Below are 21,176 nucleotides of genomic sequence, written 5' to 3' on the forward strand. Positions count from 1 at the left end.
GCCGGGGGTGCTGCGCAGCCTGTTGAAAACCGCCTCTGTTGCCTTGCTGGCGCTGGCGGCGCTGCTGCTGGGGGCACCCTGGCTGCTGGCCGTGGCGCTGGGCCTATGCGCACTGGGCGACCTGTTCCTTTCGCGCGACGGCGAAGGCGCGTTCATGGCGGGTGTCGGCGCCTTTGCCGCCGGGCATCTGGCCTATGCGGTGCTGTTCCTGACGCGGGAGGCAAGCGACCCGGCGCGGCTGCTGCAAATGCCGGGGATTGCCATCGCAGCGGCTCTCCTGGTGCTGGGACTGGTCATGGCGCGCATCCTGTCACCCCGGGCAGGCGCGTTGAAGGGGCCGGTGCTGGCCTATATCCCGATCATCCTTGGCATGGGGGCGGCGGCGCTGACGCTGCCGTTTGGTTCGTGGGTCTTTGCCGCGGCCTGCGCCTTCATGCTGTCGGACATGGTGCTGGCGGCGGAGACCTTCGTGCTGCCGGACGATCATGCGCTGCGCCGGATCACGCCCTTTGCGGTCTGGCCGCTTTATTGGGGGGCGCAAGCGGGCTTTCTGGCGGCATTTTCCTGAGTTTCGCGGCGCCTAGCGCTTTGCACTCCGGCCCAATCCGCATTAGGTGGGGTGCAGACCCTTTTGCGGAGACCAAGATGGCGTTTTTCTCAAAGCTCAAGGAGCGGCTGTTCAAATCCTCCTCCAAGCTCGAGCAGGGGCTCGATGCGATTGTCGAGGAGGGCGCGGACAGCAGCGCGGCTGAGGCTGTGGAGGCCCTGGCAGAGTCCCCTGCGGTAACCCCGGAACAGCCCGCGCCTGCGCCGGTTCCGCAGCCGGAACCTGTTGCCGAGCCGGAGCCTGCGCCCGAACCCGCGCCGGCACCGCAGCCCGTTGCGGAACCCAAGCCCGCACCGGCACCGCAGCCTGCGCCGGAGCCTGAGAAGAAATCGCCGGGCCTGCTGGGCCGCCTGATAGGGCGCACCACGGCGGCTGAACCGCGCCGGGCACTGGATGACGACATGCTGGAGCAGCTGGAGGAGCTGCTGATTGCCGCCGACATGGGGGTGGACACCGCACTGCGGGTGACTGCCAACCTGGCCGAGGGGCGGATGGGTAAGAAGGTCTCCAGCCGCGAGATCAAGGAACTGCTGGCGCAGGAAGTGGCGCGTATTATGGAACCGGTGGCGAAGCCCTTGCCGATCTACGCAAAGCGCCCGCAGGTGGTGCTGGTTGTGGGCGTGAACGGCTCCGGCAAGACCACCACCATCGGCAAGCTGGCCAGCCAGTTCAAGGGCGCAGGCAAGAAGGTGGTGATTGCCGCAGGCGACACCTTCCGCGCCGCCGCTGTCGAACAGCTGCAGGTCTGGGGCGACCGGGCAGGCGTGCCGGTGCTGACAGCGCCCGAAGGATCCGACCCGGCCTCCTTGGCGTTTGATGCCATGACCAAGGCACAGGAAGACGGTGCTGACCTCCTGATGATCGACACCGCCGGGCGGCTGCAGAACCGGGCAGACCTGATGGAGGAGCTGGCCAAGATCGTCCGCGTCATCCGCAAGAAGGACGAGACCGCGCCGCACAACACGCTTCTGGTGCTGGATGCCACCACCGGCCAGAACGCGCTGAGCCAGGTCGGCACCTTCCAGCAGCTGGCGGATGTGTCGGGCCTGGTGATGACCAAGCTGGACGGCACTGCCAAGGGCGGGGTTCTTGTGGCGCTGGCGGACAAGTTCGGCCTGCCGATCCACGCCATCGGTGTGGGTGAGCAGATCGACGACCTGGCGCCGTTTGATCCCGAGGAATTTGCCGCGGCGTTGACCGGTTTGGAAAAGAACTGATCTACCCTTTATCTGGCTAGAAATATCCCCGGGGGTCCGGGGGCAGGCAGCCCCCGGTGCTCCCTTCCGGAGCAAAGGCATTTGATTTGAGCGATTGGCTGATTTCCCTGGAAGGCACCGAGGCCGGGCATCAGGCGGCGTTGTTCCTGGCCATTTGGGCGGCCTTTTTGCACGCGGTTTTCGGCGCATTGCAGAAGGGGCGGCATGACCCCTGGCTGTCGCGCGGGGCGATCGACTTTTCCTACTGCGTGATGGCGGCGCCCTTTGCGCTGTTCGTGGTGCCCTGGCCGGAGCCGCATATGTGGCTGATCTTCTTCGTCGCCTGGGTGATCCATGTTTTCTACAAGCTGTTCCAGGCACTGGCCTATACCAAGGGCAGCTACACGGTGGTTTACCCGGTGGTGCGCGGCACCGGGCCGCTGTTCACGGTGATCGGCTCTTTCTTCCTGTTCGGCGAGGTGTTCACCCCGGTGCAATGGCTGGGGGTGGCGGTGCTGCTGGCGGGGATCTTCGGCCTTGCAGGGTACAACTACCGCTACCTGACGGTTAACCGGGACACCTTGGGAATTGCTCTGGGGCTGGCGGTGGTGACCGGGTTGTTTGTGGCCGCCTACACCACATATGACGCCTATGGCATCCGGGCGACGGCGGATCCGTTCACCTTCCTGGCGTGGTTTTTCATGATCGACGGGCTGGTGTTCCCGGTGATCGCCTTTGCCCACTGGCGGACCATGCCTGCGCCGCCCGAACCGGGGCCGCTGATGGTGCGGGGCTTCTTTGGCGGGCTGGTGGCGTTTGCGTCCTTTGGCGCCATCATGCTGGCGACCCGGCTCGACAAGGTGGGGGAGGCGGCGGTGCTGCGCGAGACCTCCACCGTGTTTGCCGCCCTCATCGGCTGGCTGGTGCTGAAGGAAACGGTGGGGCCGCGGCGGATTGCCTTGATGGCTTTGATCGCCCTGGGCGCCGTGATAGTGGAAGTGGGCGGCTAAAGCCCGCGTGCAGAACTGACAGGAGGCCCCATGGCCGCAAAGAAGATCAACCCGACCCTGAAGATGCTGCTGGAACTGGGCCCAGTTGTCCTGTTTTTCATCGGCTATCTGAAGCTGAAGGATGAGGTGTTTCTGATCGGCGGCAGCGAGTACAAGGGCTTCATCGTCATCACCGCGGCCTTCATCCCGCTGATGGTGGCGTCCACACTGGCGTTGTGGAAGCTGACCGGCCATCTGTCGCGGATGCAGTTTGCCACGCTCATCCTGGTGGTGCTGTTCGGCGGCATGTCGGTGTGGTTCAACGACGACCGTTTCATCAAGATGAAGCCGACGATGCTGTATCTGCTGTTCGGCGGGCTGCTGGGCATCGGCCTCCTGCGCGGCCAAAGCTGGCTCAAGGTGGTGATGGAGGAGCTGATGCCCTTGAAGCAGGAGGGCTGGATGATCCTGACCCGGCGGCTTTGCGCGTTCTTCTTTGGCCTGGCGGTGGCGAATGAGCTGATCTGGCGCACCCAGAGCACCGAGACCTGGGTCTATTTCAAGACCTTCGGGCTGCCGGTGGCGATGTTTGCCTTTTTCATGTTCCAGGGGCGGCTGCTGCAGACATACGGGATCGAGGAAGAAGCCGGCCCGGCCGAGTAACCGTGGACAGCGGCGGGCTCCCGCGTCTTCGCGCGTCATCAAAGATGACGCTTGAAGCCTTTGGCCGGGCGGTGCGCTGCGGCTGCGCGGCTTAGCGGCCCTGGCCGAAAATCACCTGCTGCGCCTTGCTGTCGGACCTGTCCGCCCGCAGGTCCGCATGCAGCGCCCGGCCGGCCACCACACCGGGGCGGGACCACATCAGATCAAGCCAGCGGGCAAGATGCGGCTTGTCCTCGAGTGTCTGCTGCTGGCCCTCCCAGAGCGAGGCCCAGGGCCAGACCGCCATGTCGGCAATTGTATAGTCCGCGCTCGCCGCATACTCATTCTCCGCCAGCCGCCGGTCAAGCACGCCGTAGAGGCGGGCGACTTCAGAACGGTAGCGGTCCTTGGCATAGGGCAGATCCTCGGGGGCGTATTTCAGAAAATGATGCGCCTGTCCCGCCATTGGTCCGACGCCGCCCATCTGCCACATCAGCCATTGATCCACAGTCAGGCGGGCACGCTCGTCCGCGCCGTAGAACTGCCCGGTCTTGCGGGCGAGGTATTGCAGGATGGCACCGCTTTCGAACAGCGAGACCGGCGCGCCGTCCGGCCCGTCCGGGTCGATGATCGCAGGCATCCGGTTGTTGGGAGAGATCTTCAGGAACTCCGGCGCGAATTGGTCTCCCTTGCCGATGTCGATCAGGGTGACCTCGTAGGGCAGGCCCATTTCCTCCAGCGCGATGGAGATTTTCCAGCCGTTCGGCGTGGGCCAGTAATAGAGCTGGATCGGGTCCTGCATCGCGTGCCTCCGTCAGTGTGCCCGGCCACAGGAGCACGGGGCGCGGGGGGCGGGCAAGGGGCAGGGCGGCTCACATCCCTGTGAAAGCCGGACATGCTGCCGCTTGACCGAATCCCGCAAGATGCGTAAAGCCCAAGCATCACATCGTGGCGATTTGTTACCGGATTGCGGGCCACGTTAAACAATCCCGCTAAAGAGGTCAGGACGTGAAGGACCCCCTTTCGCTTGGCCGATTGGGGGTTTTTTGTGCGCTATGGGCGCGAGGAGACAGAAGAGATGAGCGACAACTGGAACAAGCGCACCAAGCTGGTGCATGGCGGCACCCGCCGCAGCCAGTACAACGAGGTGAGCGAGGCGATTTTCCTGACGCAAGGGTTCGTCTACGACAGCGCCGAGCAGGCCGAGGCGCGGTTCATCGAGACCGGCCCGGACGAGTTCATCTATGCCCGTTACGGCAACCCGACCGTCGACATGTTCGAGAAGCGCATCGCGGCGCTGGAAGGGGCAGAGGATGCTTTTGCCACCGCGTCGGGCATGGCGGCGGTGAACGGCGCGCTGACCTCGCTGGTGAAGGCGGGCGACCACATCGTGTCGGCTAAGGCGCTGTTTGGCTCCTGCAACTATATCCTGGCCGATGTGCTGGGCCGTTTCGGAGTTGAGGTGACGTTCATCGACGGCACCGATCTGGAGGCCTGGAAGGCGGCGGTGCGCCCGGACACCAAGGCGGTGTTTTTCGAGAGCATGTCGAACCCGACGCTGGAGGTGATCGACATCGCGGGCGTTGCGGAGATTGCGCATTCGGTTGGCGCCACCGTGGTGGTGGACAACGTGTTCTCGACCCCGGTGTTCTCCGACGCCATCGCGCAGGGCGCCGATGTGGTGATCTATTCCGCGACCAAGCATATCGACGGCCAGGGCCGGGCGCTGGGCGGTGTGGTGCTGGGCACCAAGGACTATATCCGCGGCACGCTGGAACCCTACATGAAGCACACCGGCGGTTCGCTCAGCCCGTTCAATGCCTGGGTGATGCTGAAGGGGCTGGAGACCCTGTCGCTGCGTGTGAACGCCCAGGCCGAGACCGCGCTGAAAATCGCGGAAGCGCTGAGCGGCCACCCGGCGCTGGAACGCACAATTTACCCGGGGCTGAAGGACCACGCGCAAAACGCGCTGGTGCAGACCCAGCTGGGCGGCAAGGGCGGCACCGTCCTGTCGCTGGACCTGAAGGGCGGCAAGGAGGCTGCGTTCAAGTTCCTGAACGCGATGACCATCCCGGTGATCTCCAACAACCTGGGCGACGCGAAATCCATCGCCACCCATCCGGCGACCACCACCCACCAGCGTCTGACGGATGAGCTGAAGGACGAGCTGGGCATTACCCCGGGCTTGGTGCGTTTCTCGGTGGGCCTTGAGGATGCGGATGACCTGATCGCCGACCTGAAGGCAGCGCTGGAGGCCTCGCAAGCTTGATACCAAAGACCCGGCGGGATTTCATCTTTCTTGAAATACTCTCGGGGGTGAATTGAGCCGCAGGCTCAAGAGGGGGCAGACAGCCCCCTCTCTTTTTTGCCTGGTCACATCTCCCAGGGGAAGCTGTCGAGCCGTAGCGGCCCGTCCGCGGTGACCAGCACCTGGGTTTCCAGCTTGATCGACTCGGAGCCTCTTTCGCCGATCAGGCTTTCGATGCAGATCACCATATTCTCCTCGAAGCATCCGCCATGGGCACCGGCGAAGTCCACATGCAGCGGCACCACCGGCCATTCGTCTGCCATGCCGACGCCATGCGCGGCCAGCGAGTAGCGGTAGGGCTGATAGGGGGTGGGGATTTGCCAGCTCTTGGCGTTGAACTCGGCAAAGCTGAGGCCCGGCTGCAAGAGCGCCATGTTGTGCTCGATCTGATCCCGTGCCGCTGCATACAGCCGCTTTTGTGTGTCACTCATCGGCACATAGCCGCAGGTCCAGCTGCGGGAAAGGTCGGCGCAATAGCCGTAGGGGCCGATCATGTCCGTATCGAAAGAGATCATTTCACCCGCGCGGCATTCGCGGGCTGAGCATTCCTTGTACCAGGGGTTGGTGTTGGGACCGCAGGTGAGGAGCTTGGTTTCCAGCCATTCGCCGCCGGAGCGGGCGTTTTCGAAATGCAGATGCGCCCAGAGTTCCTGCTCGGTCACGCCGGGTACTGAGTGGTCATAAATCCGGGCCATGCCTGCCTCGCAGACGCGGATGGTCCAGCGCATCAGTTCTATTTCATCCGCGGATTTGATGGCGCGGGCGGTTTCCGTGATTTGGCCGCCGTCGATGATCTGGAGGCCGTGTTCTGACAGGGCGTGCACACCCTCGGGCTCCATCCGGTCAACGCCGAGGCGCAGGTTGCCGCCGCCGTATTGCTTGACCAGATCCGAGATCTCCGCTGCCCAGGGCGTCAGCCGGTCCGTGGCCTTGTCGCCTGCGCACATGAACATCCAGCCGATGGCATTGCGGACTTCATCAATGCCGGGCAGCCCGTCGTTCAGATGCTCGCAGCCCTTGAATTCGAACATGATGCCGGGGCCGCCGTTCAGGATCAGCGCGTAGCGGATCGGGTTGTGGGCGGTCCAGATCGACATATTGGAGCAGTCAAAGGCATAGCGGATGTTGACCGGGTCATAGAGCAGAAGGCCCGCCACGTCCTGACGGGCCAATTCATCGCGCAGCCGCTGCAGGCGGTAGGCGCGGGCACGGTCCAGAACGTCCTGGCCCAGCGGTGATTTCAGCGGCATGTCCGAACCTTCAGCGTTCAGGAAGGTACGTTTGCGCTCGTCCTTGAAAACAGCCAGCTCCGTCATGAGGCGCGACCGTAGAAGCCGATGTTCTCCTCGTCAGTGAACCGCACGCCCGGGTTTTCGTAGAAGGTGAAAACGGCGATCACCCGTGTCTTGTCCCCTTTCACCGTGCCGACCCGGTGGGGCGAGTTCTTGCCGCGGAAGATATTGAGGGTGCCGGGATCAAGGGTAATCACGCGCATATTGGGGTCTTGGCCCGCCAGCAGCCGCTCAACACCTTCGTAGTTCGGGTCATCGTCCGTGCGCAGTTCCGGGCTGTAGATGAACTCGCCGCCCTCGTCAGGCGCCTGCAGCAGCATTGTTGTGGTGAACTCGGAGCGGTCGAAATGCCAGTTCAGCGCTTGGTCGGCGCCATATGACATGATGTTCAGCCGCGCCAGCGGGTCGTCCATGGTGTAGAGCGCGGGCTTGTCCATGGTGGCGGCCAGGAATTCCGCAAAGGGCGGCCAGTCGTACAGACGCAACACCGGTGAGCCCGGGAACTGGTCGGCGCAGAGGGTGAAGTTCGAGGTCTCGACCTTTTGCAGCGCAGGGTGGTCCGGGGCCAGGCCGTCGACGGCGTCCTTGAAATAGATGTTGTGCCAGCGCTTGTGGTGGAAGCTTTCGGTCTCGAACTTGCCCGTCAGCGCGTCGGCAGCACTCTGGGCGACCTCCGGTTTCATCAGGCCTTCGAGGCTGAACATGCCGTCCGCCACCAGCTCGGCGCGGCAGCGGTCGACCAAGGCCTGCCATTCCGGGGTGCCGGGGCGGTCGAGCGGGTAACGGTCGAGATCGAGAATATCGCGCATGGGGTGTTCCTTGGGGTCTTTCAGGCTTTTCCCAAGCCTGCGCGCCGGGCGGCGATCTGACCACTACAAAATATCTTGGCGAGCATAAGATTTTCTTGCACTGTGCGGCCATGAAGCTGCCGCCCTTGAACGCTTTGCGCGCCTTTGAATGCGCCGCCCGGACCGGGAGCTTTTCGGCTGCCGGAGCGGAGCTGGGCGTCAGTTCTGCCGCGGTGTCGATGCAGGTGAAGAACCTGGAGGACTGGCTGGGGCTGAAGCTGTTCACCCGCCGCGCCAACCAGGTGCGGCTGACCGATGCCGGGCGGGATTATTACCAGAAGGCGGCGATGTCGCTGGCGGAGATTGCCAGCTTCACCGAGGCGCTGACCGAAGGCGGCACCCGCCGGCCGCTGGTGATCTCGGCCACACCCGCATTGGCGCAGCTGTGGCTGCCGGAACGGTTGAAGAGTTTTGCGGAGGTGCGGCCGGATGTGCCGGTGCAGCTCAGGATCGAGGATGACCGGATCGACCTGGAAGCGGAGGGCATTGATGCGCGGCTGACTTATGGCGGCGAACATCCGGAGCACCGGACGCAGCCCCTGTTCACGGACCGGCTGGTGCCGGTTGGCAGGGACCAGCACATGGACATCCGGACGGCGCCGCTGGTGGAGGTCAGCTGGGGCGAGACCATTTCCTCGGTGCCGGGCTGGCGGCAGTATTTTGTGCAGCACGCAATTGAGCGGGCGGAATTGGCCTCGGCGGTTATCGGGCAGTCGGTGCCCTCGGTGGTGGCGCTGGTGCAGGCGGGGCTGGGGATTGCGCTGCTGCCGGAACAGGTTGTAGGCGGCGAAGTCCGCGCGGGCAGGCTGCACCGCCTGGACGGCCCGGCGCTGGAGATGCCGCGGCCCTATGTGCTGGTGACGGCGCATTATAAGTCGCGCTCGCGCCGCTTGCGGACCCTTGCAGAGGTGCTGGGGGTCCGATAAGGCGCCGGTTCTGCCGCAAATGGCGGATCCGTTTTGAAAATTGCCGCGTAACAGTATATGAGGGTGGCCTGCCGCACCCTATATGGGGCCCGTATCACTGGGGGAAACGCCGATGAACATTCACAACCGCGACGCTGCTGAGGCGCCGGACCGCGAGGCCGCTGCCGCCGCGCTGGATGTGCTGCGGGCCTGGGCCGGCACCGTGACCGAGACCGAAATTGCCGAGCTGGACCCCGCGGTGGCGCGGCTGCTGCCTGGCCGTGAGGTCGGCAACTACCCGGAGCTGTCGCGGACCTACCCCGAGGACTTCAAATCCGACGACGCCTACCGCGCGACGCTGCCCGATCTGCAGAACGGGCCGACCAGCCTGATCCGCGGCGCCAAGGAGCAGATCCAGCATGTGGGGATTTCGAACTTCCGCCTGCCGATCCGGTTTCATACCCGCGACGATGGCGACCTGACGCTGGAAACCAGCGTGACCGGCACCGTCAGCTTGGACGCGGGCAAGAAGGGCATCAACATGTCCCGGATCATGCGCACCTTCTACAAGCACGCGGAGCGCACCTTCAGCTTTGAAGTGATGGCGAATGCGCTGGATGATTACCTGAGCGACTTGGACAGCCCGGATGCGCGCATCCAGATGCGGTTCTCTTTTCCGGCGCGGGTGAACAGCCTGCGCTCCGGTCTCAGCGGCTACCAGTATTACGACTTTGCGCTGGAGCTGGTGGACCATGACGGGGTGCGCGAGAAGATCATGCATCTGGACTATGTCTATTCCTCGACCTGCCCGTGCTCCTTGGAGCTGTCGGAGCACGCCCGCCAGGCGCGCGGCCAGCTGGCGACACCGCATTCGCAGCGCTCGGTGGCACGTATTTCGGTGCAGTCGGTGCCCGGCAGCGAGTGCCTGTGGTTCGAAGACCTGATTGAGCTGTGCCGCAAGGCGGTGCCGACCGAGACCCAGGTGATGGTGAAACGCGAGGACGAGCAGGCCTTTGCCGAGCTCAATGCCGCCAATCCGATCTTTGTCGAAGATGCGGCGCGGCTGTTCTGCGAGGCGTTGCAAAGTGATGACCGGATCGGCGATTTCCGGGTGGTCGCGAGCCACCAGGAAAGCCTGCACAGCCATGATGCGGTCAGCGTGCTGACTCAAGGGCCGCTGTTCAAGGCGATGAGCCTGGACCCGAAACTGTTCTCCACCCTGATTCACCAGGGATAACGGGGACCGGCCTGCCTGATTTTCAGGCGGGTTTCCGCTGGGTCAATCAAAATGGCCCGAGGTAATTTCTGCGTTGCCGCATTTTTTATGCCGCAGTGCAGAAGTTCATGCTAGCGTCAAATCGAATCCCCCCGGCCGTCCTGCCGGGGGCGAGGGGAGCTTGCGCGCTGGTGTCTGCAACTGACGGCCCGTTTTCCGCTGCAACAGGCCCGGGACGCACCCGGCGCCTGCTCCCTGTTTTCTTTGCCCGGACATCGCTGTGCTGTCCCGGAGCAAATGCTGTGCAGGACTTTAGGAGTAACAAATGACGAGCTTTCACAAGATCCCCGGCCTGACGGTCAAGACGCATGAATGGGCGGGCTATGCAGCCGGGCTGCAGATGAAACTGTGGCGCCAGGCAGCAGAGGCCGCGCTGCAGGCGCCGCTGGCACAGATGCAGCTGGCCCATTCGATGATGGAAGCCCAGCGGCGCCTGCTGCAGGCAGGCGTGCCGGCAATGGCAGGGGATGCTGGTGAGGCCCCCAAAGCGGCACCGGAGGCGAAGGCCGCACCGGCGGCACCGAAAGCAGAGGCTGCACCGGCGGCGCCGAAAGCAGAGGCTGCACCGGCGGCACCAGAAGCGAAGGCCGCAACGGCGGCGCCGACTGAGGCAGAGGCCAAAACCAAAAAGCCCGCGGCCCGCAAGCCTGCGGCGCGCAAGACCGCTGGCCGCAAGGCAACGGTCCGCAAGGCGCCTGCGCGCAAAACCGCTGCTGCCAAACCGGCAGCTGCCAAGCCGGCAGTGACTTCGGCAGCCAAGACCGAAGCCGCCCCGCAGGCAGCTGCCAAGGCGGTGCCGGTCAAGCCGGAACCTGTAAAGGCAGAGCCGGCCAAGCCGGAGCCAAACAAGGAAACTGCAAAGGCGGCTCAGGCGGCGGCGCCCACTGCGGTTAAGCCTGAAAATCAGAACAGTACAACGGCCGGGGAGAAGGCAGAGGATAAACCTGCAATGTTCCGCAGTTCCTCTGCCCGCCGCGGCGGGGCTCAGCCTGCAGCAAGCAGCGTAAAGGCCCCGGCAGCCGCTGCCGCTGCGCCCAAGCCCCCCGCGGCAGAACTTGCTGCTGCCGCCAATGCACAAGCGCCGGAAGGCGAGCCGTCCAAGCGTCCGCGCAAGCCTTCCACCCCGCCGCAGATGCCGCAGCGCAACGCTGCCGGCACCAGTGGCAGCGGCGACTGACGCCGCCCACTTGACACCGGCCGCGCGGGGAGCCAACGCTGCGCCGCATGTTGGATCTCCGCCCGGTTGGGTATGTCATCGGCCTGCTGGTCGTCATTCTGGGAGCCATGATGGTATTCCCGCTGCTGGTCGACCTGCTGGACGGCCGGGGCGAATGGCATGTGTTCCTGGAAAGCGCCATCTTCACCATTCTGGTGGGCGGGCTATTGTCCCTGAGCTGTGCCAACGGGGTGAAGGAGGGGCTGAGCATCCGCCAGACCTTCCTTCTGACCACGCTGGTGTGGGTGGCGCTGCCGCTGTTCGGGGCGGTGCCCCTGATGCTGGGGGCGACCGAACTGCGCTTTGTCGATGCGTTTTTCGAGGCAATGTCCGGCCTGACCACCACCGGGTCCACCGTGATCTCCGGGCTGGATGATCTGCCGCGCGGTCTTCTGTTGTGGCGCGGCATCCTGCAGTGGCTGGGCGGCATCGGCATCATCGTTGTGGCAATGGTGTTCCTGCCCGAACTGCGGGTTGGCGGCATGCAGATCTTTAAATCCGAAAGCTTTGACACTTTTGGGAAAATCCTGCCGCGGGCGCAGGCGATCGCCAAGCAGATCTCACTGATCTACGTGTCGCTGACGATGGCCTGCATGCTGGTCTACATGATGATGGGCATGGGGCCGTTCGATGCGCTGGTGCATTCGATGACCACCATCGCCACCGGCGGGTTTGCCAATTACGATGCCTCTTTCGGGGCCTTTGCCGGACCGGTGGAATACGCAGCCTCTGTCTTTATGATTTTGGCGGCGCTGCCGTTTGTGCGCTATGTGCAGCTGATTAACGGGCACGGCACCCCGCTGCTGCGCGACAGCCAGATCCGGGGCTTCATGATGACGCTGGGGCTGCTGGTCGCAGTGGCGGCAGGGGTGCTGTACTACGCCCGCCCGCATGGCGGCGAGGAAGCGCTGCGTTCGGCCCTGTTCAACATCACCTCGATCATGTCCGGCACCGGCTATGCGAGCGCGGATTACATGCAGTGGGGCAGCTTCCTGGTGATGATCTTCTTCTTCACCGGGCTGATTGGCGGCTGCGCGGGCTCCACGGCCTGTTCGGTGAAAATCTTCCGCTACCAGCTTCTGTTTGCCTCGATCAAGGTGCAGATCCAGCGCATCCGTTCGCCGCACGGGGTGTTCCTGACCCGCTACGAGGGGCGCCCGGTAGATGCGGATGTGCTGAGCTCGGTGATTTCCTTCTTCATGTTCTTCGTGGTGACGCTGGGCATCATTGCCTGGATGCTGGCGCTGACCGGGCTGGATTTCGTGACCGCGGTGTCCGGCGCGGCAACAGCGGTGGCCAATATTGGGCCGGGGCTGGGTGATACCATCGGGCCTGCGGGCAACTTCTCGACCCTGAACGATCCGGCCAAGTGGATCCTGAGCGTGGCGATGCTGATCGGGCGGCTGGAACTCATGGCGGTTTATGCAATCCTGACAGTGCGGTTCTGGCGCGCCTGACACAGAGCAGCCGGATAACCCGGGACGGGATGCAGCGGGTTTGGCAGAAATTGCGCAGTCAAAGCCTTGTGGCGCTTTGCCGCGCTGAAATCCGGGGGCGGGCCGCAGCTTCCTTGCCAGGATGGCCTGCATGCTCTTGCCCTTGGGGGACCGCTCGCATATGAGGCACGGGACCGAAACCCGCAAGCGCAGGGAGACCCGTTCCATATGCCCGTACTTGTGATGAAATTCGGCGGCACGTCTGTCGCCAACCTGGACCGCATCCGCCGCGCCGCTAAACGCGTCGGCGTTGAGGTGGCCAAGGGTTATGACGTGATCGTCATCGTGTCGGCAATGTCCGGCAAGACCAATGAGCTGGTGGGCTGGGTCGGTGAGACCTCGCCGCTGTACGACGCGCGGGAATATGATGCCGTTGTGTCCTCTGGCGAGAACGTGACCGCGGGCCTGATGGCGCTGACGCTGCAGGAAATGGATATCCCGGCGCGCAGCTGGCAGGGCTGGCAGGTGCCGCTGATGACCACCTCTGCGCACAGCCAGGCCCGGATCGAGGAGATCCCGCCGGAAAACATCAATGCCAAGTTTGCCGAAGGCATGAAGGTGGCGGTAGTGGCGGGCTTCCAGGGCATCAGCCCCGAAGGCCGCATTACCACCCTGGGCCGCGGCGGGTCCGACACCACGGCAGTGGCCTTTGCCGCCGCGTTTGAGGCGGAGCGCTGCGATATCTACACCGATGTGGATGGCGTCTATACCACCGACCCGCGGATCTGCGGCAAGGCGCGCAAGCTGGACAAGATTGCGTTTGAGGAAATGCTGGAACTGGCCTCGCTGGGGGCCAAGGTGCTGCAAACACGCTCGGTTGAACTGGCAATGCGCTATAAGGTGAAGCTGCGCGTGCTGTCTAGCTTTGAAGAACAGTCCGACGAGGCCGGAACCCTGGTCTGCGACGAGGAGGAAATCATGGAATCCAATGTTGTAAACGGCGTTGCCTACTCCCGCGATGAGGCCAAGCTGACCGTGCAGTCGGTGGCCGACCGTCCGGGTATCGCGGCGACGATCTTCACCACCCTCAGCGACGCGGGCGTGAACGTCGACATGATCGTGCAGGACGTTTCGGAAGACGGCCGCACCGACATGACTTTCTCCTGCCCGACTGATCAGGTTGCACGTGCCGAAAAGGCGCTGCTGGCGATCAAGGAACAGGGCGAGCTGAACTATGCCGAGCTGCTGGCCGATCAGGATGTGGCCAAGGTGTCGGTGGTTGGCATAGGTATGCGCTCGCAGTCCGGCGTCGCTGCCAAGATGTTCAAGGTGCTGTCGGACGAGGGCATCAACATCAAGGTGATCACCACCTCCGAGATCAAAATCTCGGTGCTGATCGACCGCAAGTACATGGAGCTGGCGGTACAGGCGCTGCATGATGCGTTCGAACTGGAAAAAGCCCGCTAAGCGCTTATTCCGAAAAAGATTTTAGATATCTGCAGAGGCGCCGTTCAGGCGCCTTTTTTGTGTGAGCCCCGTGGCGGGCGGTGTTCTGCCTGCAGCTGCAGCAGGCTGCACCGATTGCAGGCAATGCTGCAAAAACTCTTGGACTTTTTCCGCCGGGGTGGGACAAGTGGGTGGAGGAGAGAGCACTGGCGTACTACTCTGGGCGGTGTCCGTTTTCAGGGAGCAATCTGGGCGGCAGTGTGCAGGGAAATGACCTCGGGAGAGGGTGAGAATGGCCGATACCACGGAATCTGAAAGCAGGAAGCTTCTGGTTCGCTTGCGCGAGGCGATGGCGGGTGATGATGCCGGCCAGGCGCGGCTCGACAAGATCACCCATCTGATCGCCGACAGCATGGGGACCGAGGTGTGCTCGGTTTATCTGTTCCGCGATGATGAGACGCTGGAGCTGTGCGCAACCGAAGGCCTGAACCGCGAATCGGTGCACCAGACCCGGATGCGGATCGGTGAAGGCCTGGTGGGCCGCGTCGCTAGATACGGCAAGGTGGTGAACACGCCGGATGCGCCCAATGCCAAGGGCTTCCGCTACATGCCGGAAACCGGGGAGGAGCGGTTCTCCTCCTTCCTGGGGGTTCCGGTGCAGCGGCTGGGCGAGATGCTGGGTGTTCTGGTGGTGCAGTCCAAGGAAGCGCGCGAGTTTTCCGCCGACGCTGTCTATGCGCTGGAAGTGGTGGCGATGGTGATTGCCGAGATGACCGAACTGGGCGCCTTTGTCGGCGAGGGCGCGGCTCTGTCGCCGTTGCACCAGCAGGCGGTTCTGATCCACGGCACCTCAGCCCAGGAGGGCGCGGCGGAGGGCCATGTGTGGCTGCACGAGCCGCGGGTGATCGTGACCAACCCGATTGCCGATGATCCCCAGCGCGAGCTGGAACGGCTGAACGATGCGGTGGAGGAACTGCGGGTCGGCGTCGACAAGATGCTGGAGGTCTCGCGCAACGGTGACAAGGAACAGCTGCAAGTCCTTGAGGCCTACCGGATGTTTGCCAATTCCAAGGGCTGGATGCGGCGGATGGAAGAGGACATCGCCCGCGGCCTGAGCGCCGAGGCGGCGGTGGAGAAGGAGCAATCTCAGGCCCGCACCCGGATGAGCCAGGTGCAGGACGCGTATTTGCGCGAACGCCTGAGCGATCTGGATGATCTTTCGAACCGGCTGCTGCGGATCCTGACCGGGCAGGGCGCCAACACGGGTGCTGAGCTGCCGGAGAACCCGATCCTGATTGCCCGCAACATCGGCCCCGGCGACCTGCTGGAATACGGCCGCAGCTTGCGCGGGATCGTGCTGGAGGAAGGCTCTGTCGGCTCTCACGCCGCGATTGTTGCGCGGGCGCTGGCGATTCCGCTGGTCGTGAATGCCAAGCGGGTCACCACCGAGGCGCTGAACGGCGACCACATCATGGTGGACGGCGATCAGGGCGTGGTGCATCTGCGCCCGGACGACACCGTTGTCGGCGCTTTCCGCGACAAGATCGCGATGCACACCAAGGCGCAGGAGCGTTATGCCTCGATCCGCGACAAGCCCGCGGTCACCACCGACGGGCAGCGCATCAATATGGTGATGAACGCGGGCCTGATGGCGGACCTGCCGTCGCTGGACGGTTCCGGAGCCGAGGGCGTGGGGCTGTTCCGCACCGAGCTGCAGTTTTTGGTCCGCAACCAGATGCCGAAACGGTCGGAGCTGGTGGCGCTGTACAAACGGGTGCTGGATGCCGCCCACGGCAAGCCGGTGGTGTTCCGCACGCTGGATATCGGCTCCGACAAGGTGCTGCCCTACATGAAGCCCACCGATGAGCCGAACCCGGCGCTGGGCTGGCGGGCGATCCGGGTGGGCTTGGACAAGCCGGGCGTGATGCGGATGCAGCTGCAGGCGCTGCTGCGCTCTGCCGAGGGGCGGCCGCTGTCGATCATGTTCCCCTTCGTCGCCCAGTTCGAGGAATACCGCGCCGCCCGGGCGGAAGTGGAAAAGACCATCGAGCGCGAGCGTATCCTGGGCCATGTGCTGCCCGCTGACCTGAAGATCGGCGCGATGCTGGAGACACCGTCGCTGGCCTATGCGCCGCAGAAGTTTTTTGACGAGGTGGCCTTTATCTCGATCGGCGGCAATGACCTCAAGCAGTTCTTCTTTGCGGCCGACCGCGAGAATGAGCGGGTGCGGCGGCGCTATGATACGCTGAACGTGAGCTTCCTGAGCTTCATCGAACGGATCGTGGAGCGCTGCGCGATCTCCGGCACGCCGCTAAGCTTCTGCGGCGAGGATGCGGGCCGCCCGGTCGAGGCGGTTTGCCTCGCGGCAATGGGCATCCGCACGCTGTCGATGCGCCCGGCCTCCATCGGGCCGGTGAAGTCGCTGCTGCTGCGGGTGGATCTGGGCGAACTGCGCAAGATCATCTCCGACGCCCGCCACCGCGGCGATCAGGCGGTGCGCCCGGCGGTGATGGAATACTTGCGAGGGCTGTGATCCGCGTTTTCAGGCGGGCGGTTATACCCCGGTTCTGTGACCGGGGCGGTGCCGCCTTGCTCATGCAATTACTTCAAGCTTAAAACTTTATGCTTGAAGTTTTTCAGGACCTGCTTATCCTGAACCTCAGAGACGTGCGCTGAGCGGGAAGGGATGATCATGAAAGTCGTCTGTCTGGGAGGAGGGCCTGCGGGCCTGTACTTTGCCATCTCGATGAAGCTGCGGCAGCCGGAGGCCGAGGTCACGGTGGTCGAGCGCAACAAGCCGGATGATACCTTTGGCTGGGGCGTGGTGCTGTCGGATGACGCGCTGGAGAATCTGAGCGCCAATGACCCGCAGAGTGCAGAAGCGATCCGAGAAAATTTTGCCTATTGGGATGACATCGCCGTGGTGCATGATGGCACCCGCACTGTGTCGGGCGGGCATGGATTTGCCGGGATCGGGCGTAAGCAGATGCTGCTGCTGCTGCAGGACCGGGCAAGGGAGCTAGGGGTGGACCTGCAGTTCGAAACCGTTGCTAAGTCCGCGTCGGAGTACCAGAAAGAATACGATCTGGTGGTCGGCTGCGACGGGCTGAATTCCAGTGTTCGCAATGAGTTCGCGGAACATTTTAAACCGGAAATCGACGTGCGGCCCTGCAAGTTCATCTGGCTGGGCACGCATCAGAAATTTGATGATGCTTTCACCTTCATCTTCGAGAAGACCAAGCACGGCTGGATGTGGATCCACGCCTATCAGTTCGACGCCGACACCGCGACGGTGATCGTCGAATGCTCTGCCGAGACCTGGAAGGCCTGGGGTTTCGAGGGCATGAGCAAGGAGGAGATCATCCGCACCTGCGAGGAGATCTTTGCCGATCATCTGGATGGCCATGCGCTGATGTCGAATGCGGGGCACCTGCGCGGGGCGGCAGTGTGGATCAATTTCCCGCGGGTGCTGTGCGAGAAGTGGCACCATGAGAATGTGGTGCTGCTGGGCGATGCCTCCGCCACTGCGCATTTCTCCATCGGGTCGGGGTCGCGGCTGGCGTTTGACAGTGCCATTGCGCTGGCAGAGCTGGTCAGCACAGAGCCGACGCTGGAACTTGCGTTTGAACGCTACCAGGAGGAGCGGCGGCTGGATGTGCTGCGGCTGCAATCGGCGGCGCGCAATTCGCTGGAGTGGTTCGAGGAGGTCGAGCGTTACCTGGATATGGATCCGGTGCAGTTCAACTACTCGCTGCTGACACGCTCGCAGCGGATTTCCCACGAGAACCTGCGCCTGCGCGATGCCGAGTGGCTGCAAAGCGCCGAAAAGTGGTTTCAGGACAAGGCCGGCGCGCCCGCGGATGCGCCGGTGCGGCCGCCGATGTTCGCGCCCTACCGTCTGCGCGGGATGGAGCTGAACAACCGGGTCGTGGTCTCCCCCATGGCGCAATACAAGGCGGTGGAGGGCTGCCCGACTGACTGGCATCTGATCCACTATGGCGAGCGTGCCAAGGGCGGGGCCGGGCTGGTCTATACCGAGATGACCTGTGTGTCTGCAGAGGGCCGGATCTCGCTGGGCTGTCCGGGCCTGTATGCGCCGGAGCATGAGGCGGCGTGGAAGCGGCTGACGGATTTCGTGCACGCGGAAACCAGCGCCAAGATTTGCTGCCAGATCGGCCATTCGGGGCGCAAGGGCTCAACCCAGTTGGGCTGGGAAGTCATGGATGCGCCCTTGCCAGACGGGAACTGGGAGACGGTCTCGGCCTCCGCGATCCCTTGGTCGGCAAACAACCCGGCGCCGCGGGAAATCACGCGGGCGGAAATGGATCAAATTCGCGACGAATTTGTTGCATCGGCGCAAATGGCGGAGCGCGCCGGGTTTGACATGATCGAACTTCACGCGGCGCATGGCTACCTGATTTCGTCCTTCATCTCGCCAAAATCGAACATTCGGGGCGATGAGTACGGCGGCAGCCTGGAAAACCGCCTGCGCTATCCGCTGGAGGTGTTCCGGGCCATGCGCGCGGTCTGGTCCGAAGGCAAACCGATGTCGGTCCGGATCTCTGCCAATGACTGGGTCGGCAACGAAGGTGTCACGCCGGAGGAGGCGGTGGAAATCGCCAGGGCCTTCACCGCTGCCGGGGCCGATATAATCGATGTCTCCGCCGGGCAGACCTCAACGGACGCGCAGCCGGTCTACGGCCGCATGTTCCAGACGCCGTTCTCCGACCGCATCCGCAACGAGGCCGGGATTGCCACCATGGCAGTGGGCAACATCTATGAGGCCGATCATGCGAATTCGATCCTGATGGCTGGGCGGGCCGATCTGGTCTGCGTGGGCCGGCCGCATCTGGCCGATCCCTATTGGACGCTGCATGAGGCCGCGCGGATCGGCGACCGCCACGGCGATTGGCCGCTGCCCTACCATGCGGGCCGCGATCAGGCTTGGCGCCTGGCAGACCGCGAAGCGGAGGTGATCCGGGCATGACACGCAGGGTTCTGGTAACGGGCGGCGGTACTGGGATCGGCAAGGCGATTGCCCATGCCTTTGCTGCCCAAGGCTGCCATGTCACCATCGCCGGACGCCGCCGGGAACCGCTGGAGGCGGCGGCAGAGGGGTTGGGGCTGGAGATCCGGGTGGCGGATGTGACGGATGAGGCGCAGGTCGAGGCGCTGTTTGAGACGCCCTATGACGTGGTTATCGCCAATGCCGGGACAGGAGTTGCCGCGCGGATTGAAGATGTCTCGCTGGAGGAGTGGCAGCGCACGCTGATGGTCAACATGACCGGCACCTTCCTGACCTTCCGGGCGGCCTTGCGGGCAGGCATGGAACCGGGCGGGCGGCTGATTGCCATCGCCTCCACTGCGTCTTTGCAGGGAGGGGCGCAGATCCCGGCTTATGCGGCCTCCAAGCACGGGGTGCTGGGGCTGGTGCGCTCGGTTGCGCAGAGCGTGGCCAAGCGTGGCATCACCTGCAATGCGATCTGCCCCGGATTTGTGGATACCGAGATGGCGGAGAGCGCCATCACTGGGCTGATGGCCCGGCATGGCATACCGCGCGAGAAGGCGCTGAAGATGGTGGTTGGCGGCAACCCGATGCAGCGGCTGATCGCGCCGGAGGAAGTGGCGGCCACGGCGGTGTTTCTGGCGTCTGAGGGCGCGGCTTCGGTCAATGGGCACGCAATGAGCGTGTCGGGAGGGGAAATTTGAGCACGACATCAAAAGACCGGCTGCGGCTGTGGCTGAAAGTGCTGAAGGCCACCAAGGCAGTGGAGAGCGAAGTGCGCGAGAACCTGCGGCGGGAGTTTGCAACCACGCTGCCGCGGTTTGACGTGATGGCGGCGCTGATGCAGCACGAAAAAGGCCTCAAGATGAGCGAGTTGTCGGGGGTTCTGAAAGTCTCTAACGGCAATGTGACCGGCATTGTCGAGCGGCTGGTCGAGGACGGCCATGTGCAGCGCGAGAAGGTCGAGGGCGACCGGCGCGCCAACCTGGTTCGGCTGACGGATGCTGGCCGGGTGGAGTTTTCCCGCCAGGCGGAGGCGCATGAGGGCTGGATCAATGCGGCCTTTGACGGGCTGACCGCAGATGAGGCGCAAGGGATAGCCGAGAGCCTGGACGCGGTGGCGCGGCGGCTGGATGAGGGGAGCAAGGCATGAAGGTGAACCGGGACCCCAGGCATTTCCTGTGCCGGATCGAGGATGGCATTGCGACCGTCTCTTTGGACCGGCCGGAGCGGAAAAACCCGCTGACTTTCGACAGCTATGCAGAGCTGCGCGACTGGTTCCGCGATCTGCACTATGACGACAGCATCAAGGCGGTGATCTTTGCCTCCAACGGCGGCAACTTCTGCTCCGGCGGCGATGTGCATGACATCATCGGGCCGCTGACGAAAATGAGCATGAAGGAGCTGCTGGCCTTCACCCGGATGACCGGCGATCTGGTCAAGGCGATGGTGAATTGCGGCAAGCCGGTGATTGCGGCGATTGATGGCATCTGCGTCGGCGCGGGCGCGATCATCGCCATGGCCTCCGACATCCGGATTGCCACGCCGGAGGCCAAGACCGCGTTTCTATTCACCCGAGTCGGGCTGGCGGGCTGCGACATGGGCGCCTGCGCGATCCTGCCGCGGATCATTGGTCAGGGACGGGCGGCGGAGCTGCTTTATACCGGGCGCTCGATGAGTGCTGAAGAGGGCCACGCCTGGGGTTTCCACAACAAGCTGGTTGCGGCGGATGAACTGGAGGCAGAGGCGCAGGCTTGGGCCGCGCGGATCGCTTCGGGTCCGAACTTTGGACACATGATGACCAAGACCATGCTGGCACAGGAATGGTCGATGTCGATCGAACAGGCCATTGAGGCGGAGGCGCAGGCGCAGGCGATCTGCATGCAGACCGCGGACTTTGAACGCGCCTACCATGCTTTTGTTAACAAGGAAAAACCGCTGTTCGAGGGCGACTGAACCGCTTCTGGCCGCGGCTGCTGCACTGGAGGAGAGAGCAGAAGCCTCCGGCGG

General features: G+C 63.8%; 18 protein-coding genes and 1 riboswitch. Of the genes, 15 read left to right on the plus strand and 3 right to left on the minus strand.

What is annotated here, in order from left to right; all coding sequences use genetic code 11:
- The 4 genes from RA24_RS06270 to RA24_RS06285 all read left to right on the plus strand — a co-directional run.
- A partial coding sequence (locus RA24_RS06270) for a lysoplasmalogenase (RefSeq protein ID WP_039190568.1) occupies nt 1-568 on the plus strand: 568 nt, incomplete at its 5' end.
- Between the two features lie 77 nt (nt 569-645).
- The gene (gene ftsY / locus RA24_RS06275) at nt 646-1,824 is read left to right on the plus strand and encodes a signal recognition particle-docking protein FtsY (protein WP_019296822.1); all 1,179 of its coding nucleotides are present in this window, start codon (nt 646-648) and stop codon (nt 1,822-1,824) included.
- A gap of 86 nt (nt 1,825-1,910) precedes the next feature.
- On the plus strand, nt 1,911-2,813 hold the full coding sequence (locus RA24_RS06280) for a DMT family transporter (RefSeq protein WP_019296883.1): 903 nt from the start codon (nt 1,911-1,913) through the stop codon (nt 2,811-2,813).
- A gap of 30 nt (nt 2,814-2,843) precedes the next feature.
- Nucleotides 2,844-3,455: an inner membrane-spanning protein YciB gene (locus RA24_RS06285; RefSeq protein WP_019296884.1), complete on the plus strand. Its 612-nt coding sequence runs from the start codon at nt 2,844-2,846 to the stop codon at nt 3,453-3,455.
- Between the two features lie 91 nt (nt 3,456-3,546).
- Here RA24_RS06285 and RA24_RS06290 read toward each other — a convergent pair whose 3' ends face one another.
- A complete protein-coding gene (locus RA24_RS06290; RefSeq protein ID WP_039190570.1) occupies nt 3,547-4,236 on the minus strand; it encodes a glutathione S-transferase N-terminal domain-containing protein in 690 nt (229 codons plus the stop codon).
- A gap of 136 nt (nt 4,237-4,372) precedes the next feature.
- Nucleotides 4,373-4,451: riboswitch (SAM riboswitch) on the plus strand.
- A 61-nt stretch (nt 4,452-4,512) separates the two neighbouring features.
- Between RA24_RS06290 and metZ the strand changes: the two genes are divergently transcribed.
- Entirely contained in the window at nt 4,513-5,703 is a 1,191-nt protein-coding gene (gene metZ, locus RA24_RS06295) for an O-succinylhomoserine sulfhydrylase (protein WP_039149817.1), read from the plus strand.
- Nucleotides 5,704-5,807: 104 nt separating this feature from the next.
- Here metZ and RA24_RS06300 read toward each other — a convergent pair whose 3' ends face one another.
- Entirely contained in the window at nt 5,808-7,058 is a 1,251-nt protein-coding gene (locus RA24_RS06300; protein WP_039190572.1) for a M24 family metallopeptidase, read from the minus strand.
- A complete protein-coding gene (locus tag RA24_RS06305) occupies nt 7,055-7,843 on the minus strand; it encodes a HalD/BesD family halogenase (protein ID WP_039190574.1) in 789 nt (262 codons plus the stop codon). The genes RA24_RS06300 and RA24_RS06305 overlap by 4 nt, the downstream gene beginning before the upstream one ends.
- Before the next feature lie 110 nt (nt 7,844-7,953).
- On the opposite strand from RA24_RS06305, the gene RA24_RS06310 reads away from it, so the two are divergent.
- The 10 genes from RA24_RS06310 (at nt 7,954) to RA24_RS06355 (ending at nt 21,122) form a co-directional block, all read left to right on the plus strand.
- Nucleotides 7,954-8,808, plus strand: coding sequence for a LysR family transcriptional regulator (locus tag RA24_RS06310; RefSeq protein ID WP_039149781.1), 855 nt, complete (start codon nt 7,954-7,956; stop codon nt 8,806-8,808).
- Between the two features lie 112 nt (nt 8,809-8,920).
- The gene (folE2, locus tag RA24_RS06315; RefSeq protein WP_019295770.1) at nt 8,921-10,024 is read left to right on the plus strand and encodes a GTP cyclohydrolase FolE2; all 1,104 of its coding nucleotides are present in this window, start codon (nt 8,921-8,923) and stop codon (nt 10,022-10,024) included.
- Nucleotides 10,025-10,328: 304 nt separating this feature from the next.
- Complete coding sequence (locus tag RA24_RS06320) at nt 10,329-11,240, plus strand: hypothetical protein (RefSeq protein ID WP_052269546.1); 912 nt, start codon at nt 10,329-10,331, stop codon at nt 11,238-11,240.
- A gap of 47 nt (nt 11,241-11,287) precedes the next feature.
- Nucleotides 11,288-12,736: a TrkH family potassium uptake protein gene (locus RA24_RS06325; protein WP_019295768.1), complete on the plus strand. Its 1,449-nt coding sequence runs from the start codon at nt 11,288-11,290 to the stop codon at nt 12,734-12,736.
- A gap of 207 nt (nt 12,737-12,943) precedes the next feature.
- Nucleotides 12,944-14,182: an aspartate kinase gene (locus tag RA24_RS06330; protein ID WP_019295767.1), complete on the plus strand. Its 1,239-nt coding sequence runs from the start codon at nt 12,944-12,946 to the stop codon at nt 14,180-14,182.
- Nucleotides 14,183-14,453: 271 nt separating this feature from the next.
- Entirely contained in the window at nt 14,454-16,694 is a 2,241-nt protein-coding gene (gene ptsP / locus RA24_RS06335; RefSeq protein ID WP_019295766.1) for a phosphoenolpyruvate--protein phosphotransferase, read from the plus strand.
- Between the two features lie 159 nt (nt 16,695-16,853).
- Entirely contained in the window at nt 16,854-19,148 is a 2,295-nt protein-coding gene (locus RA24_RS06340; RefSeq protein ID WP_039190822.1) for a bifunctional salicylyl-CoA 5-hydroxylase/oxidoreductase, read from the plus strand.
- Nucleotides 19,145-19,870: an SDR family NAD(P)-dependent oxidoreductase gene (locus tag RA24_RS06345; protein ID WP_039190575.1), complete on the plus strand. Its 726-nt coding sequence runs from the start codon at nt 19,145-19,147 to the stop codon at nt 19,868-19,870. The genes RA24_RS06340 and RA24_RS06345 overlap by 4 nt, the downstream gene beginning before the upstream one ends.
- Nucleotides 19,867-20,319, plus strand: coding sequence for a MarR family winged helix-turn-helix transcriptional regulator (locus RA24_RS06350; RefSeq protein WP_019295763.1), 453 nt, complete (start codon nt 19,867-19,869; stop codon nt 20,317-20,319). Before RA24_RS06345 ends, RA24_RS06350 begins: the two co-directional genes overlap by 4 nt.
- Nucleotides 20,316-21,122, plus strand: coding sequence for an enoyl-CoA hydratase family protein (locus RA24_RS06355; protein ID WP_039190577.1), 807 nt, complete (start codon nt 20,316-20,318; stop codon nt 21,120-21,122). The genes RA24_RS06350 and RA24_RS06355 overlap by 4 nt, the downstream gene beginning before the upstream one ends.
- The last annotated feature ends 54 nt before the right edge of the window (nt 21,123-21,176 follow it).

This window comes from Leisingera sp. ANG-M6 (assembly GCF_000813905.1).
In the GTDB taxonomy this organism is placed as follows: domain Bacteria; phylum Pseudomonadota; class Alphaproteobacteria; order Rhodobacterales; family Rhodobacteraceae; genus Leisingera.

Coding starts and splice junctions, on each gene's coding strand:
- ftsY (WP_019296822.1), top strand. CDS start 646: ATGGCGTTTTTCTCAAAGCTCAAGGAGCGGCTGTTCAAATCCTCCTCC.
- RA24_RS06285 (WP_019296884.1), top strand. CDS start 2,844: ATGGCCGCAAAGAAGATCAACCCGACCCTGAAGATGCTGCTGGAACTG.
- RA24_RS06290 (WP_039190570.1), bottom strand. CDS start 4,236: ATGCAGGACCCGATCCAGCTCTATTACTGGCCCACGCCGAACGGCTGG.
- metZ (WP_039149817.1), top strand. CDS start 4,513: ATGAGCGACAACTGGAACAAGCGCACCAAGCTGGTGCATGGCGGCACC.
- RA24_RS06300 (WP_039190572.1), bottom strand. CDS start 7,058: ATGACGGAGCTGGCTGTTTTCAAGGACGAGCGCAAACGTACCTTCCTG.
- RA24_RS06305 (WP_039190574.1), bottom strand. CDS start 7,843: ATGCGCGATATTCTCGATCTCGACCGTTACCCGCTCGACCGCCCCGGC.
- RA24_RS06310 (WP_039149781.1), top strand. CDS start 7,954: ATGAAGCTGCCGCCCTTGAACGCTTTGCGCGCCTTTGAATGCGCCGCC.
- folE2 (WP_019295770.1), top strand. CDS start 8,921: ATGAACATTCACAACCGCGACGCTGCTGAGGCGCCGGACCGCGAGGCC.
- RA24_RS06320 (WP_052269546.1), top strand. CDS start 10,329: ATGACGAGCTTTCACAAGATCCCCGGCCTGACGGTCAAGACGCATGAA.
- RA24_RS06325 (WP_019295768.1), top strand. CDS start 11,288: ATGTTGGATCTCCGCCCGGTTGGGTATGTCATCGGCCTGCTGGTCGTC.
- RA24_RS06330 (WP_019295767.1), top strand. CDS start 12,944: ATGCCCGTACTTGTGATGAAATTCGGCGGCACGTCTGTCGCCAACCTG.
- ptsP (WP_019295766.1), top strand. CDS start 14,454: ATGGCCGATACCACGGAATCTGAAAGCAGGAAGCTTCTGGTTCGCTTG.
- RA24_RS06340 (WP_039190822.1), top strand. CDS start 16,854: ATGAAAGTCGTCTGTCTGGGAGGAGGGCCTGCGGGCCTGTACTTTGCC.
- RA24_RS06345 (WP_039190575.1), top strand. CDS start 19,145: ATGACACGCAGGGTTCTGGTAACGGGCGGCGGTACTGGGATCGGCAAG.
- RA24_RS06355 (WP_039190577.1), top strand. CDS start 20,316: ATGAAGGTGAACCGGGACCCCAGGCATTTCCTGTGCCGGATCGAGGAT.